Source organism: Archangium sp., from assembly GCF_057119385.1.
On record NZ_DBNGVP010000097.1, the window covers coordinates 13,228 to 28,446 of the forward strand.

Here is a 15,219-nt window from a genome sequence, read left to right on the forward strand (position 1 = left end):
CGCGCTCCGCTTCTTGCGGAACGGCCCGCGCGGGCGGCTACACTGGGAAACGTGAGTGAGAACGAGGAGCTGCGCGCATTGATCGCCGAGGCCCAGGACGGCAACGTCCGCGCCTTCGAGCTCCTCGTCTCGTCCCACCTGCCCCAGGTGCGCCGCTTCGCGCGGGCCTTCGCGTCCTCGGACGCGGACGTGGATGACCTGGCGCAGGAGGCCCTGGTGAAGGTGTACAAGAGCCTGCGCTCGTACCGCTCCCAGTCCGCCTTCAAGACGTGGCTCTACTCCGTGGTGCGCAACGCCTTCTTCGACGCCCTGCGCGGCCGCGCGGGCCGGGAGCGCTCCCTGGAGGAGCCGCTCGCCGCGGACCACGCCCAGGCCCCCTCCACCGCCGATACGGCCGACGAGCGCCTGCTCCGAGAGGAGGAACGTCAACGTTTGTGGCGGGCCCTGCGCGCCCTTCCCCCGGAGTTCCGCACGGCGGTGGTACTCTTCGACGTGGAAGGGCACACCTATGAGGAGGTCGCCGCCATCGAGGCGGTGCCCATCGGGACGATCAAATCGCGCCTCTCCCGGGGCCGGGCCCTGTTGCGCACCCTGCTGGCGGGCGGGCAGGCGCCAGAGGCCTCGGAGAGTACAGGCGGGGCGGGAACATCCGACGGCGGTGTTTCGTCCCAAGGACGTAGGAGTGGGAAATGACTGAGCCCGAAGACATGGAAGATCGCGCGCTGCGGGAGCGGCTGGCCGGGCTGCGGGAAGAGCCCGCCGAGCGCGGCTTCCAGGCCTCGCTCCACCGCCGGTTGGTGGCGGCCGGTCCTCCCGAGCCCGCTCCGGGGTGGGACCGTGTGCGTTGGCTCTTCCGGCGGCGTGCGCCCTGGCTCTGGCCGGCGATGGGCGCGGCGGCGGGGGTCGCGGCCTTCCTGGTGATGAGCGCGGTGCAGCCGCCGCCGGTGCCTCCAGCCGTGCTCGCCGAGGCCTCGCGCCCGCTCGAGACGCCGGGCACCCAGGTGCCGGTGAGCAAGGTGGCGGTCATCAAGCTGGACTTCACGGCGGACGTGGCCGTGGAGCAGGCGGACTTCCAGGTGAGCCTGCCCGAGGGCCTGTCCTTCTGGGCGGATGGGCAGGAGCTCGAGCTGCGCTCCTTCCGGTGGACGCAGGCATTGAACGCGGGGAGCAACGTCATCCCCATCGCGGTGCGCGGGCAGAAGCCGGGCCGCTACCTCGTGACGGCCGAGGCGCGCACCGGAGACCAGCGAATCGAGCACGACGTGGTGCTCGAGGTGACAGAGGGATGAACACGACCCGGGCCCAACTCTCCGCGGTGCTCGCGGCGCTCTCGTTGTGCGTGGCCGGGACCGCGCACGCGCAGACGCCGGCGGCACCGCCTCCCGTGGACACCGGAGCGGCCCGTGCGCCCGAGGTGCCTCCCCCCTCCGAGCGGCCGGCACCCCCGGCCCCGCCGCCTCCGGAGTCGCGCGCCCACGTGCGCAGCTCCCACACGGTGGACGTCATCGCCCCGGGCGAGCAGGTGGACACCGTGCTCGGACGGATGCGCGTGGAACGCACCGCGCCACCGCCCCGGGGTGACACGGCCGGGCCACCGCCCGGGCAGGAGCCCCGGGGGCCTCGCGGCCAGGAGCCCCGTGGACCTCGCGGCCAGGAGACACGCGGACCGCCCGCGGGTCCGGGCCGCTCGGGGCCGCCTCGTCCGGGCGATGACGGACGCGGACGGCATACCTCGCCGAGAACCGATGGCGCCCGGCCGCCCCCCTCATCGCAGCCGCCGCCGCCGCCGCCCCGGTGATATCTCTGCGCCGGAATGCTCCTTCCGGTGCTCACCCTCCTGACGCTGCTGACCGCGGCGGACCCGCTCTCCGAGGCACGGCAGGCATTCGCCGACGGCCAGTACCCGGAGGCGGAGCGGCTGGCGCTCCAGGCCGCACAGCCGCCCCAGGAGGGAGCCGCGCTCTACCTGGTGGGGCTGGCGCGCTTTCGTGACGGGCGGCCCACCGAGGCGCTGGAGGCCCTCGACGCCGCGGGACGGGCACCGGACGCCCCCGAGCGTGCCGGGTGGAGCTTCAACCGGGGCGCCTGTCTCTACGCCCTGGAGCGCTTCGCCGAGGCCGAGCAGGCCTTCCTCGAGGCCACGCCGGATGAATCGCTCGCACGCCTCGCGTGGGTGAACGCCGGTTTCGCGGCGTTGGACGGAGGCTCGCCCGAGCGCGCCGAGCAGTGGGCGAAGCGCGCCAGGCCCGGCGCCTCCGAGCGGGAGACGGTGCTGGTGGAGGAGCTGCTCGCGCTCGTCGCCCGTACGCGGGGGCTCGCCGAGGACGCGGCGGCGGAGGCGTACCGTCAGGGCCTCGTGTCCTTCGACGCGGGGCGCTTCGAGGAGGCCCGCGCCTTCTTCCTCCAGGCCGCGAAGGGGGACACGGCTTCGGGACGGGCACGGCTCATGGCGGGGGCCTCGGCCTGGCGGTTGGGGGAGCGCGAGACGGCGCGCGAGGACATCACCTCGGCGCTCGCGCTGCCGCTGGAGCCCCGGGACAGCCAGACGGCGCGCGACTACCTCGACCGGCTGTCCTTCGGGTTGCGCGCCCAGGGGAAGGGATTCCAGGCGTCGGCGGGCGCGGGCCTGGGCTTCGACAGCAACGTGCTGCAGGTGGGCGTGGCGGCGCGCGATGTCTCCACCGGCACCGCGAGCGCTTTCGCGGAGGCCGGGCTCGGGCTCGTGGCGCGCTGGCGGCTGTCGGACACGCTGTTCACCGAGCTCTCCTACGGCGGGACGCAGCGGGCGTACGCGCTGTCCTCCGCGCAGGACTATTCGCTTCAGCTCCACCGCGCGGCCGTGGCGTTGGAGTGGGACGTGGCGCGCCGCGTGCGCCTGGGCGCCTCGTCCTGGGGGGACCTGTTCTTCACCGGCCTGTCGGCCTTCCGTGGGCTGCAGGGCTCCGTGAGTGGCTCGGCGTGGCTCGCGCTGGACGAGAGCGAGTGGACGAGCAGCCGGCTCGACGTGGCCTTCGCGCACAAGGCCGGGCTCGTCAGCGAATTCGACTTCCTCACCGGACAGCGCCTGGACGCGACGCTGTCCCAGGAGCTCCGCCTGAAGACCCTGGGGCTCACCGCGTGGTACCGCTACCGGCAGGACCGCATCGGAACGCTGGAGCAGGCCGTGTCCGGAGACACGACGCGGACGTACGTCATCCCCTTCGCGTGGACGGGGCACGCGGTGGGTGCCGCCGCGCGGTGGGTGCTGAACGAGCAGCTCGACGCGAGCCTGAACGCCGAGGCCGAGTGGCGTGACTACCTGAGCGACAGCTACCTGCGGGTGCGGACGGCGGAGGGAGCCGTGGAGGAGTGGGGCCGGCGCCGGCGAGAGGACTTCCGCTTCGTCCTCGGCCCCGCGGTGAGCGCCCGGTTGTCGAAGCACCTCCAGCTCTCAGCGCGGTACGAGCTGCTGGTGAATGCCTCCAACGTGGACACGCGGCTGACCGACACCGCGGGAGCGTGCGTGGCCCCCGAGTACGTGTGCCACCGCTACGACTACACGAACGGGAACTACACGAAGCACCTGGTGATGCTGGAGCTGGGCGCCACGTGGTGAGGGCTCAACCCGCCGCGGGGTGGCAGGACACCGCCAGCGGCAGTCCGAGCGCGGCGAGCTCCGCCAGCTCCTCGGGGGCGAGCACGAAGTCGCACTGCCGCTCGTAGGCGACGACCAGGTAGAGCGAGACCTCGGTGGCCCCCAGGCTCCGCAGCTCCGGCAGCCGTGCCTTCAACGCGCGCAGGGGCTCCAGGGCGGAGACTCCGGGCTCCAGGTCCTCGTCGAACAGCACCAGCATGGCGCTCCCGTACGGCAGGGCCCTGCCCTCGTAGCGGCCCGAGGGGGCCACCTCGCCGGGCTCGTTCGCATCCACCAGCAGCAGCCCCGTGCGCTCCTGGGCGAGCGATGGAGAGAAGGCATCTCCCTGGAGCAGACAGTAGAGGAAACGCCGTGCCGGGAGCGGCTGGCTCATGCGGCCCATCTCACTCCACGTCCACCCGGAGCGCCAGACGCCGGGCCCGCCCCGTGCGCGAGTGGGAGCGCGAGCGCCGGGACGCGGGCTGCCGGGAACGGCTCGCACCGGAAGGCTTCGCCGCCGGCTCCGAGGCGTCCTCCCCACACTCGGGGCCGAGCAGCTCGTCCACGGAGCTCTCCAGCACCCGGTACATGCGCCGCAGCGTCGAGGCACTCGGCACGAGGCTCGAGCTGTCGCGCTCGAAGCGGCCATAGGCCTGCTCGGGCATGCCGATGCGCTGGGCCATGTCCGCCTGCGAGAGCTCCACCAACTGCCTCACGGTGCGGAGGGTGTTCCGAAGGGGTTCGGCCAATCGTTTGCGGACCTCGGGAGGCACATGACCTGGCATGGTGGCCACAACCCTATCTACCAGCGACGTCAAGTCAACCCCATATCCTATTTTGGCGGTCACTTGTTTCATTCCCGCCGCCCCAAGTAGGGTCTCGCGCGGTGTCGGTTGCGAGACGGAGTCCGGGGTCCTGGCGTCCGGAACCGTGCGCCTGCCCCGGAGGGCACCTGCGTGGAAGTGGCGCGCGTGCTCCGCTCCGGGCGCACGGCGGCTCACGGTCCGCCACTCCCCGGGGGGAACCGCACCATGCCCCATGCCCGACGTCCGCAGCCCGGGCCCGTCCGCCTCGCGCACTGGGCCAACGTGCCGCTGCTCGCCCTCCTGGCGATGAGCGGCCTGCAGATTCTCACCGCCTACCCGATGATGGGTCCGCAGGGAGCGCCCTACGGCGTGTACCCCTTCCAGGGCACACCGCCTCCCGAGTGGGCCCGGCTGGGCGCGTGGCTCGCGGGGGGGCGGCACTGGCACTTCGCCTTCGGCTGGTTCTTCGTCCTCAATGGCGTCTTCTACGTGGCCTGGCTGGTGGGCAGCGGCGAGTGGCGGCGGCGCCTCTTCCTTCCCCGCCGCGACGCTCGCGACGCGCTGCACACGGCCGCGTACTACCTCCGGCTGCGCAAGGAGGCCCCACGGCAGGAGCCCTACAACGGCCTGCAGCGCTTCGCGTACACGGGCGTGCTGATGCTGGCCATCCTCGAGGTGCTCTCCGGGCTCGTGCTCTACAAGCCCGTGCAACTGCACGCGCTCACCTCCCTCTTCGGAGGCTACGACCCGGCGCGGCTGGTGCACCTCGGGATACTCGCGCTGCTGGCGCTCTTCACCGTGGGGCACGTGGTGATGGTGGCGCTCCACCCGCGCACGCTCGGGGAGATGGTGACGGGAGGCCGGCGCCATGAGTGACACGCGAGACAGACGGCTCCTCACCCGGCGCGCGTGGCTGCTCGGCACGGCGGCGGTGACCCTGGGCGCCTGTGACAGCAGCCGGCCCCGTCAGGGCTTCCTCGGGGCCATGGAGCGCTTCAACCAGCGCTTCCAGTCGGCGCTCTTCGATCCGGAGCAGCTCGCGCCCGAGGAGCCCGCGGAGGCCCTCACGCGGCCCGGGGCCTTCCCGCAGTACTTCATCTCGGACCGGGTGCCGCTGGCACCGGCGGGCTGGGCGCTCCAGGTGGGCGGACGGGTGGCGCGGCCGGGGGTGCTCTCGTTGGAGGAGCTGCGGAGGATGCCTCGCACGGACTACCGCATCCGCCACCACTGCGTGGAGGGCTGGAGCGCGGTGGCCTCGTGGCACGGCGTGCGGGTGAGCGAGCTCGCGAAACTGGTGGGCGCGGACCCGCGGGCCCGCTTCGTGGAGTTCCGCTCCTTCGACGCGGGCTATTACTCCTCCTGGGACGGGCCGAGCGCCTTCCACCCCCAGACGATTCTGGCCTACGGGATGAACGGCGAGCCGCTGCCTCCCGAGCACGGCGCACCGCTGCGCCTCTACTCGGGGGTGAAGCTCGGCTACAAGATGGTGAAGTACCTCACCGCGGTGAACTTCCTCCCAGAGCCCACGGGTGGCTACTGGGAGGATCGCGGCTACGAGTGGTTCGCCGGGGTGTGACGCACCGGCGAGCCGCTCAGATGGCCCTCTTGCCGGATAACGGGGCAAGCCCACCCGAGGCCCGGTCCGCCAGCAGCGCCCGCAGTGCCTCGTCGCGCGAGCGGTAGACGTTCACCGCCGCGCCGTTGATGACGCCGCTGGTGCTGACGAACATCTTCGTCATCTCGTCGCCGCCGTAGCGGAAGGAGCGCTGGGTGTAGCGCGACAGCACCTCGGAGCGCTCGCGCCCGAAGACGCGGCCCGCCGTGTACTTCACCACCAGCCCATCCAGGTTGATGAGCAGGTCCACCTTCGAGGGGTACTTCGACAGGTGGCCCTCCACCTCGGTGCGCCAGCGCGCCACGTCCAGCGAGTTGTTGAGGATGCAGTCCTCGAACGTCGCCGTCACGACGTCGTGCTCCTCGTCGTAGTCGAAGGACATTCTCCAGGCCATGGCACGAGCCTCCTAGGCGGCGCGGCCCAGGCCGGTGAGGAAGGAGGTGAGCAGCGCGGCCGTCTCGGCGGGGCGCTCCACCTGCGGGTAGTGCCCCGGCCCGGGCAGGTACACCAGGCGCGCGTTCTGGATGGGGCGCACCACCGCCTCGCGCAGGAAGGCCGGCGGCAGGAACGGGTCATCCGTGGCCACCACCAGCGTGGGCGCGGTGATGGAGGCCAGCTTCTCCACGAAGCCACCGCCCGTCCATGCATCGAAGCTGCCCTCGATGGAGCCCTTGGCCACCGCGCCCGCGACCTTCAGCAGCCGCTCCAGCGCCTCGGGCGACAGCTGCTTGCACGCCAGGCCGAGGATGATCTTCTGCTTCTCCCTGTCGTTGGCCGAGGTGCGGAACAGCCCGGCGGCGTCCGGCGGCAGCTGCATGCCCGAGGCGGGCACCGTGTTGAGCAGCACCACGCCGTCCACGCGCGAGGGCTCCTGCGCCGCCACCCACTGGGCCAGCTGGCCGCCCATGCTGTGGCCCACCACCGTGAAGCGCTTCAGGCCCGCGTGGTCCGCCACCGCCAGCACGTCGCGCGCGTGCTGCTCGAGCGTGTAGCCGCTCGCGGGCGCCCCGGAGCCACCCGAGCCCCGCAGGTCCGGAATCACCAGCCGCAGCCCCGGGGTGTCCATCAGCGCCACCAGCTCGTTGAACACCTCGCCCGACATCATCCACCCGTGGACGAGCAACACGTTGCGCGGGCCGTCTCCGATGACGCGGTAGTGGATGGACGTCTGATCGCTGGAAGCAACAGTGGGCATGGAAGGCTCTCCGTCAGAGGGGGGTGTCCCGCGGTGGGGGGGGCCGCGGTGAGGGACAGCGAAAGGGCGCGGATGCTACGCCAACTCTCCGACACGACTGTAGCCTGTCCCGGGCGTGAAATCGCCTCCCCGCCTGACACGCCGCGGCATGACCCCGCGGCTTCCACCCGCCCCCCGTGCTCATCACCGGGCAGAACGTAGGAGGGAGGGTGAGTCGGGAGCACCCCGGATTGACTCCCAGGAGGGGAAGGTGCTGGAAGGTAGGATAGGCGGGTAGGCGCGGGCCCGCCTCCTCGGCCGTTCCCCCTAACCGCGCTGGGAGTCACTCCATGAAGTCTGTCATCGGAAAGTTCCGCCCCTGGAGGGCGGCCCTGCTCACCGCGGGCCTCGTCACCACACCCCTGCTGTCCTGCGGCCCGGCCACCGAGGCCGAGGTCGTCTCCGTCGAGGGCACTCCGGAGGCAGTGGGTGATGCGCGTCAGGCCGCCATCTCCTGGACGCTGGGCGCCCAGTACGACGCGACGAAGAGCAACATCACCTTCAACGTCTACTCGTCGCGCGCCACCCGCATCGAGGTCTACATCTACAAGACGCCCAACGGCGCGCAGGAGGTGGCGAAGTACGTGCTGACGAAGAACACGACCACCCACGTGTGGTCCACCACCGTCTCCGTGGCCACGCTGCAGAACACCTACGGCGTCACCGGCCCGGTGTACTACGGCTACCGCGCCTGGGGCCCCAACTGGACGTACAACAGCAGCTGGACCAAGGGCTCCAGCCTGGGCTTCGTCTCCGACGTGGACGCACAGGGCAACCGCTTCAATCCCAACAAGCTCCTGGTGGATCCCTACGCGCTGGAGATGAGCCACGATCCCATCAACCCCAACAACACCGACGGCACCCTGTACGCCACGGGAGCCACGCACCGGCTCAAGGACAGCGGCGCCGTGGCGCCCAAGGGCGTGGTGCTGGCACCGGACACCACCAGCTACGGCACCAAGCCCACGCGCGCCCTGAAGGATGACGTCATCTACGAGGTGCACGTGCGCGGCCTCACCCAGGGCGACTTGAGCATCACCTCGTGCCGCGGCACCTACGCGGGCGCGGCGCAGAAGGCCGCGTCCCTGGCGGCGCTCGGCGTCACCGCCGTCGAGTTCCTCCCGCTGCAGGAGACGGACAACGACGCCAACGACGTCAATCCCACCACCACCACGGGCGACAACTACTGGGGGTACATGACCCTCAACTACTTCGCGCCGGACCGCCGCTACGCCTGCGACAAGAGCGCGGGCGGCCCCACGCGCGAGTTCAAGGCCATGGTGAAGGCCTTCCATGACCAGGGCATCAAGGTCTTCATCGACGTGGTCTACAACCACACCGGCGAGGGCGGCGCGTGGAGCTCCACGGACAAGACGACGTACAACGTCTTCACCTTCCGTGGCCTGGACAACCCCACGTACTACAGCCTCACCAGCGACTTCCAGAACAGCTGGGACAACACGGGCGTGGGCGGCAACTTCAATACGTTCAACCCGGTGGCGCAGGACCTCATCGTCCACTCGCTCAAGTACTGGAAGGACGAGCTGGGCGTGGACGGGTTCCGCTTCGACCTGGCCTCGGTGCTGGGCAACACGTGCCAGCACGGGTGCTTCAACTACGACAAGCTGAACAGCGGCACGGCGCTCAACCGCATCTGGCGGGACCTGGCTCCGCGCCCGGCGGCGGGCGGCACCGGGGCGGACCTCATCGCCGAGCCGTGGGCCATTGGCGGCAACAGCTACCAGGTGGGCAACTTCCCCAGCGGCTGGTCCGAGTGGAACGGCATCTACCGCGACACCCTGCGCAAGGACCAGAACCAGATGGGCCTGGAGACGGTGACGCCGGGACAGCTGGCCTCGCGCTTCGCGGGCTCCTCGGACCTGTACGGGGATGACGGCCGCAAGCCGTACAACTCCATCAACTTCATGGTGGCCCACGACGGCATGACGTTGAAGGACCTGTATGCCTGCAACAGCAAGAACAACCTGCAGCCGTGGCCGTACGGCCCGTCCGACGGTGGCGAGGACAACAACCACAGCTGGGATCAGGGCGGAGTGCTCGCCGACCAGCGCAAGGCGGCGCGCAACGGCTTCGCCTTCCTGATGCTGAGCGCCGGCACGCCCATGTTCAACGGCGGCGACGAGTTCCTGCGCACGCAGTACTGCAACAACAACGTGTACAACCTGGACTCGAGCGCCAACTGGCTCAACTACACGCTGAACACGGACCAGGCGAACTTCAAGACGTTCGCCCAGCGCCTCATCGCCTTCCGCAAGGCGCACCCGGCGCTGCGTCCGGCCAACTTCTTCAGCAGCGTGGACAACAACGGCAACGTGATGGAGCAGATGCGCTGGTTCCAGCCGAACGGCGCCGTGGCCGACTCGACGTACATGGGCAACGGTGGCAACCACGCGCTGGCCTACCGCATCGACGGCAGCGAGCTGGGTGACTCGGCGAGCGCCATCTACGTGGCCTACAACGGCTGGAGCGGCACGGTGAACTTCTCGCTGCCGTGGCCGGGCACGGGCAAGCAGTGGTACCGGGTGACGGACACCTGCCCCTGGGCCGAGGGCGCCAACCAGGTGAACAGCCCCGGCTCCGAGACGCTCATCGGCGGCGAGGGCTACAGCTACGGCGTGTGCGGCCGCGGCATGCTGCTGCTGATCGCGAAGTAGTCCGCTGACGCGGGGCCGTTCATTCGCGGGGCGCGGTGCCTTCCGGGGCCGCGCCCCGTGGTGTTTCCAGCCAGGACCCCGCGAAACGGCATGGCGGCCAGCGGCGGAGGTCTGGGTTTTCCGCGAGGGCTCAGTCCCGTGCCGACAGGGCCGTGGGAGCCTCCGGCGCGGCGGACGGGGACGCCTCGGCGCTGGCCTCCACGACGGGCAACGGGGCGCTCGCGGAGCGCAGGAGCGCGAGGGCGGGCTGCTCGCGGCGCAGCGCCACGTACCCCTTCACCGCCACCTCCAGGCCCACGTCCCGCTTCGCCCGCTCGGACAGGAACCACTTGTGCTCCAGCACCTGGCAGTAGAGCTCGGCCTCGTCCGCCGCCGGCCCGAGCTCCCGCTCCAGCTGGCCCAACGTCGGCCGGAAGCGCTCGTCGAGCCAGCGGAACGCCGCCACGCTCAGGGGCACGCTCCGGTTCACCTCGCGGGTGAGCGTGGCCTTCAGCTCGCGGATTTCGTTGAGCAGCAACGCCGCCTGCCGCTCCTCGGCCACCAGCCCCGTCAGATTGTGGAGCTGGTGCCGGTGGTACTCGCGGTCCGTCACGATGGTCCGCATGCGCAGCTGGCTGCCGTCGCCGCTGGCCACCAGGTCCACCTCGCCCACCGAGAAGCCCAGCTCGTTGAGCGCGCGGATCCGCTCGTGGATGCGGTAGCTCTCGCCGGGGGTGATGGTGAGCTCCTTGTTGATCTCCGCCCACAACCGCTCGTAGCGCTGGCGGATGCTCGGGGCCGTCTCGTAGACGTCGAGCGTCGCGGGCAGCTCCACCATCGCCGCGAGGTCCGCGAGCCCTCCGGTGATGTTCTCCTCCATGATGAGCAGGTCCAACTCGCGCTGGCCGTCGGAGAGCTTGGGGTGCAGCTCCGAGGTCTCCGCGTCCACCGCGTAGGCCTGGAGCTCGCCCGCGTCGCGGCGGAAGAGGACGTTGGACAGGGAGCAGTCGCCCCAGAAGAAGCCACCGAGGTGCAGCCGCACGAGCAGGCTGGCCATGGAGTCCAGCAGGCGCTCGCGGTAGCGCTCCAGGCCCTTGTTCATGAAGAGCACGCGGTAGGGCAGCGACGAGGGCAGGTATTGCGTGAGGAGGACGGCCACCTCGTCACCGGGCTCGCCCAGGGCGCGCACCCGGGCGAGTCCCACCACCATCACCGCGGGCAGGTGGCGCTCCTCGAGTCCGCGCAGCACGTCGTACTCGCGCTGTCCCACGGACACGGGCAGCTCCTTGAGCGCGTAGATGTGAGCGCCGTAGCTGACGAAGACGACCGTGTGCCGGGAGAGGCCACGGGGGACCTCGACGAGCCGGGAGCACACCTCCGGGCGCCACTCCTCCAGGGGCAGGTGCCACGGCAGGTCCAGGAAGTCCGGGTGGCCCTGGTGCAGGTGCAGCGCGTTGAGCCCGCGAAGTGGCGTCATGCCGGCAATCCTAGCGCCAGCGCGCCAGCCGGAGGGGGACACCATGGATGCAGAGGAGGACAACGAGGGCTTTTCAGGCTTTCACCCAGGGAGCATCTTCCTCTTCGAGTGAAAAAACCTCCCTGGTGAAAATGGATCTCTCAAACCATTGAACTCACGAGACCTCCTCAGGACATGAGGTAGAGAATCCGACGGGGCCCCTTTTTCACCTGGGCTTGATTTTCACTTCTCACCGAAGGAGGCTCCTGAGTGAAGATGACCGCTGAGATCCACCTTCCCACCCGACTTGCCCGCTGGCTACAGCCCCAGCCCTGGCTTCATGTCCGGAGCTCTGACAAGGCGGTGTTGAAGCTGGGTGGCCGCGTCATCCGCCTTCGATTCGTGGACGTTCCAGCGTCATTCCGCGTGGAGCACATCGACTTTCTGCTGCACAGCGTGCGCGCGTGGGAAGCGGATGAGGCAACGCACGGCATCCCGGTCATCGCGAGCCCGTTGCTCAGTCAAACCATCCGGCGGTCGCTCGCCGAGCGGAATGCCAGCTACCTGGACTCCAAGGGCCATTGCCATCTGGTGGCAACAGGAGTGCTCGTCCACCTGGATGAACCCCCGGCGCCGCTCGTCAAGAAGCGCGGGAAGAGCGGAGTGGGCGTCCATGGGGTCAGAGCCCTCCAGGTGCTGCTGGAACAGCAGGAGCCCATTTCCGTCTCCCAACTCGCGCAGCTGTCAGCCGTCTCCCTGGGGCAGGCGCACAAGTTGCTCGAGCAGCTCGAGCAGCTGGGATTGGTGCGCGCCTTCGGCAAGGGGCCCGCCAAGCGGCGTGTCGTGAGGGAGCGGACGGAGCTCCTCGACTGGCTCGAGCAACAACCCAGCGCCACCCGCTGGGAGCCTTCACTCGATGTGGCACTCTACGCGCGCCGGCCCGAGGAACTCTGGTCGCGGATGAGCACGAGGCTCACACAAGCGGGAATCCCGCACGCGCTCACGGGAGCCGCCGCGACGAGCTTGTACGGGGTGGGCCCGACCCACGTTCCGATATCCCTCGTCCGCATCTCCCCGGAGATCCGCCTGGAGCAGGCCGCCCAGGAGCTCGGAGCGGAAATCACCGATCGTGGCGCGAACCTCGCCTTGCTGCATGACACCGGCAAGGTGGGTTGCTGGCGTACGGAAACGAAGAACGGCATCCAGGTGGCGCCCGCGATTCGCATCTATCTGGACGCGCGCTCCGAACGCCGCGGCGACGACATCGCCCGGCAATTCCGTGAGGTGGTGCTTGGCTATTGAGGGGGGTCATCTCGACGAATACAACCCGGCGGTCCTATCGCAGCTGCTGGGAGAGGCCGCACGCGTCGTGCGCGCGTTCAGCTTCGCGGGAGCACATGTCGTCATCGTGGGAGGACTCGCCCCCTCCCTGCTCGTGCCAACGCTCGAGCCCGGCTTCGAGCCGCATATCGGCACCCAGGACCTCGACCTCTGCCTGCGCGTGGCGCTCATCGAAGGCGAAGTCGGCAACTACGAGCGCCTGGAGACGTGCCTCAAAGGCGCGAGCTTCAAGATGCTGAACGGTGAGAGCTGGCGCTGGCAAGGAGGCGTCGCCCTGCCGCTGACCGTCGAGTTCTTCTGTCCCCCAGTTCCGGAACGCAAACCTGGGCAGCTGCATCGTCCCGGCGGGGTCGTGGGTGGAAGACTGTCGGCGATGGTCCTCGCGACCGGAGGACTGGTCGACAAGGACTTCCGGGAAGTGGTGGTCGAGGTCCTCCTGCCGGGAGGAGGAGGAAAGACACACCAGCCGCTGAATGTGGCCGGACCCGCAGCCTATCTGGCCACGAAGGCCGATGCGCTCCAGCGGCGCAACAAGAACAAGGACGCCTACGACATCATCTGGCTCGTGGAGTCCTGGCCGGGAGGTCAGGCCGCGTTGGCTCCCGACATCCGCGCGAGTGTCGTCTTCAACGATCCCATCTTCCAGGCGGCCCTGGTCACCCTGAAGCGGGAGTTCGAGAACCTCGATTCCGCTGGGGCAAGGAAGTACGCACGTTTCATGGGTGGAGGGGGAGTAGACCCCGACCAACTCGCTCGCCGTGCCGTCGGCGCCATCAAGCTCCTTCTCGAGCAACTGAGCAGGCCGTAGCGGACGCGCTGCCCTCCATCATGAAACATGATGGAACGTGGCGTGCACTCCTCCGGCGGCCCATTAGAATCCGCGCCCCATGCAAACCCTTCAAGGATGGACGGCTCTCGTCACCGGCGCCAGCGCGGGAATCGGCGAGGCCTGCGCGATCGCCCTCTCCCAGGCGGGCGCCAGGCTCGTGCTCGCGGGCCGCCGCGGTGACCGGCTCGAGGCCCTCGCGGCGAAGCTCCCCAACCCCGCCCACCCCCTCGTCCTCGACGTCCGCTCGCGCCAGGATGTCGAGGCCTCGCTCTCCTCGCTCCCCGCCGGGTTCTCCGACGTGGACATCCTCGTCAACAACGCCGGCCTCGGCCTCGGCCTCGAGCCCGCCCACGAGGCGTCGCTCGATGACTGGGAGACGATGATCGACACCAACTGCAAGGGGGTCGTCTACGTGACGCGCGCCCTGCTGCCCGGCATGGTGAAGCGCAACCGCGGGCACGTGGTGAACCTCGGCTCGGTGGCCGCCACCTACCCCTACCCCGGTGGCAACGTCTACGGCGCCACCAAGGCCTTCGTGCACCAGTTCTCCGAGAACCTGAAGGCCGACCTCGTGGGCACCCGCGTGCGCGTCACCGACATCCAGCCCGGCATGGTCGAGACCGACTTCTCGCTCGTGCGCTTCAAGGGCGATGCCCAGCGCGCCCGCAAGACCTACGAGGGTATGGAGGCCCTCACCGCGGGCGACATCGCCGACATCATGCTCTGGGCCGTCACCCGCCCCGCGCGCGTGAACATCAACGTCGTCGAGGTCATGCCCGCCGACCAGGGCTTCGGCCCCTTCAACATCAAGCGCCGCTGAGCTCCGGGAGCCATCGCGTGGAGCAGGCACCTTCACAGGGAAAGAGGACGGTCCACTGCGCGGATGCCCTGGCGTGGCTGGAGGGCCAGGGCGTGCTCGCCGGGTGCTCGCTCATCACCTCGATGCCCGACGTGTCCGAGTTCCCTTCCCTGTCGCTCGCCGAGTGGAAGGAGTGGTTCGTCCGCACCGCGTCGCTCGTGCTCTCGCGCTGCCCCGACGACGGCGTCACCATCTTCTACCAGACCGACATCAAGAAGGACGGGACCTGGGTCGACAAGGGATACCTCGTGCAGAAGGCCGCCGAGCAGCTGGGGCACTCGCTGCTCTGGCACAAGGTCGTCTGCCGCACTCCGCCCGGGAGCACCACCTTCGGGAGGCCCGCGTACTCGCACATGCTGTGCTTCTCGCGAGGACTCCACGCGGACCTCTCGAAGTCCACCGCCGATGTGCTCCCCCAGGCGGGCGAAGTCACCTGGACCCGGGGCATGGGCGTGCAGGCGTGCCTCGTGGCCTGCCGGTACGTGCTGGAGAACACGCCCACGCGCACCATCGTGGACCCCTTCTGCGGCCATGGCTCCGTGCTCGCGGTGGCCAACTGGCTGGGACTCGATGCCGTGGGCGTCGAGCTCAGCCGCAAACGCGCGAAGAAGGCACGGGCGCTCCAGATGCCGATTGGAGACTCGGAGCCCTCGGAAGGTCCGGAGCCCGAGGGTGGTGACGGGGACGAATGAGCCGGGGCTCATCCCAGCGCGGAGGTCGGGAGCCCTCGGCCCGGCAGCTTGTTCATCCTGGATGGCAGCCTGCTTGTTCGCCGCACCATGCGACATCTTGAGCCTGCTGACGTGGGCGAC

Annotated in this window: 16 protein-coding genes; 11 read left to right on the forward strand and 5 right to left on the reverse strand. The window is 69.8% G+C overall.

Features of this window, described 5'->3' with window-relative positions:
• The first annotated feature begins 51 nt into the window (after positions 1-51).
• The 4 genes from AC16DP_RS23895 to AC16DP_RS23910 are packed head-to-tail and all read left to right on the forward strand — an operon-like array spanning position 52 to position 3,595.
• Positions 52-693 (forward strand): RNA polymerase sigma factor, encoded by a 642-nt coding sequence (locus AC16DP_RS23895; RefSeq protein ID WP_329734677.1) that lies wholly within the window; start codon positions 52-54, stop codon positions 691-693.
• Positions 690-1,289, forward strand: a complete 600-nt coding sequence (locus AC16DP_RS23900; RefSeq protein WP_329734678.1) for a hypothetical protein — start codon at positions 690-692, stop codon at positions 1,287-1,289. The genes AC16DP_RS23895 and AC16DP_RS23900 overlap by 4 nt, the downstream gene beginning before the upstream one ends.
• Positions 1,286-1,798, forward strand: a complete 513-nt coding sequence (locus AC16DP_RS23905) for a hypothetical protein (RefSeq protein ID WP_329734679.1) — start codon at positions 1,286-1,288, stop codon at positions 1,796-1,798. The genes AC16DP_RS23900 and AC16DP_RS23905 overlap by 4 nt, the downstream gene beginning before the upstream one ends.
• Positions 1,799-1,825: 27 nt before the next feature.
• A complete protein-coding gene (locus tag AC16DP_RS23910; protein ID WP_329734680.1) occupies positions 1,826-3,595 on the forward strand; it encodes a tetratricopeptide repeat protein in 1,770 nt (589 codons plus the stop codon).
• A gap of 4 nt (positions 3,596-3,599) precedes the next feature.
• On the opposite strand, the gene AC16DP_RS23915 is transcribed toward AC16DP_RS23910, so the two are convergent.
• Positions 3,600-4,007: a hypothetical protein gene (locus AC16DP_RS23915; RefSeq protein WP_329734681.1), complete on the reverse strand. Its 408-nt coding sequence runs from the start codon at positions 4,005-4,007 to the stop codon at positions 3,600-3,602.
• Positions 4,008-4,017: 10 nt separating this feature from the next.
• Positions 4,018-4,653 (reverse strand): helix-turn-helix transcriptional regulator, encoded by a 636-nt coding sequence (locus tag AC16DP_RS23920; RefSeq protein ID WP_329734682.1) that lies wholly within the window; start codon positions 4,651-4,653, stop codon positions 4,018-4,020.
• On the opposite strand from AC16DP_RS23920, the gene AC16DP_RS23925 reads away from it, so the two are divergent.
• The gene (locus AC16DP_RS23925; RefSeq protein ID WP_329734683.1) at positions 4,645-5,295 is read left to right on the forward strand and encodes a cytochrome b/b6 domain-containing protein; all 651 of its coding nucleotides are present in this window, start codon (positions 4,645-4,647) and stop codon (positions 5,293-5,295) included. The genes AC16DP_RS23920 and AC16DP_RS23925 overlap by 9 nt on opposite strands.
• Positions 5,288-5,995: a molybdopterin-dependent oxidoreductase gene (locus AC16DP_RS23930; RefSeq protein ID WP_329734684.1), complete on the forward strand. Its 708-nt coding sequence runs from the start codon at positions 5,288-5,290 to the stop codon at positions 5,993-5,995. Before AC16DP_RS23925 ends, AC16DP_RS23930 begins: the two co-directional genes overlap by 8 nt.
• A gap of 16 nt (positions 5,996-6,011) precedes the next feature.
• On the opposite strand, the gene AC16DP_RS23935 is transcribed toward AC16DP_RS23930, so the two are convergent.
• Both AC16DP_RS23935 and AC16DP_RS23940 read right to left on the reverse strand, forming a co-directional pair.
• Positions 6,012-6,428: a hypothetical protein gene (locus AC16DP_RS23935; protein ID WP_329734685.1), complete on the reverse strand. Its 417-nt coding sequence runs from the start codon at positions 6,426-6,428 to the stop codon at positions 6,012-6,014.
• 12 nt (positions 6,429-6,440) lie between these two features.
• Positions 6,441-7,229, reverse strand: coding sequence for an alpha/beta fold hydrolase (locus tag AC16DP_RS23940; protein WP_329734686.1), 789 nt, complete (start codon positions 7,227-7,229; stop codon positions 6,441-6,443).
• A 329-nt stretch (positions 7,230-7,558) separates the two neighbouring features.
• Here AC16DP_RS23940 and AC16DP_RS23945 point away from each other — a divergent pair, with 329 nt between their 5' ends.
• A complete protein-coding gene (locus tag AC16DP_RS23945) occupies positions 7,559-9,943 on the forward strand; it encodes an isoamylase (RefSeq protein ID WP_329734687.1) in 2,385 nt (794 codons plus the stop codon).
• A gap of 130 nt (positions 9,944-10,073) precedes the next feature.
• Here AC16DP_RS23945 and AC16DP_RS23950 read toward each other — a convergent pair whose 3' ends face one another.
• Positions 10,074-11,399, reverse strand: a complete 1,326-nt coding sequence (locus AC16DP_RS23950; RefSeq protein WP_329734688.1) for a DUF4032 domain-containing protein — start codon at positions 11,397-11,399, stop codon at positions 10,074-10,076.
• Positions 11,400-11,654: 255 nt separating this feature from the next.
• On the opposite strand from AC16DP_RS23950, the gene AC16DP_RS23955 reads away from it, so the two are divergent.
• From AC16DP_RS23955 to AC16DP_RS23970, 4 genes are all read left to right on the forward strand, one after another.
• Positions 11,655-12,680 carry a helix-turn-helix domain-containing protein gene (locus tag AC16DP_RS23955; protein WP_329734740.1) on the forward strand — a complete coding sequence of 342 codons (1,026 nt, stop codon included), beginning with the start codon at positions 11,655-11,657 and terminating at the stop codon, positions 12,678-12,680.
• On the forward strand, positions 12,670-13,527 hold the full coding sequence (locus tag AC16DP_RS23960; RefSeq protein WP_329734689.1) for a nucleotidyl transferase AbiEii/AbiGii toxin family protein: 858 nt from the start codon (positions 12,670-12,672) through the stop codon (positions 13,525-13,527). Before AC16DP_RS23955 ends, AC16DP_RS23960 begins: the two co-directional genes overlap by 11 nt.
• A gap of 79 nt (positions 13,528-13,606) precedes the next feature.
• Positions 13,607-14,368: an SDR family oxidoreductase gene (locus AC16DP_RS23965; protein WP_329734690.1), complete on the forward strand. Its 762-nt coding sequence runs from the start codon at positions 13,607-13,609 to the stop codon at positions 14,366-14,368.
• Positions 14,369-14,385: 17 nt separating this feature from the next.
• Positions 14,386-15,099: a TRM11 family methyltransferase gene (locus AC16DP_RS23970; protein WP_329734691.1), complete on the forward strand. Its 714-nt coding sequence runs from the start codon at positions 14,386-14,388 to the stop codon at positions 15,097-15,099.
• Positions 15,100-15,219 lie beyond the last annotated feature (120 nt).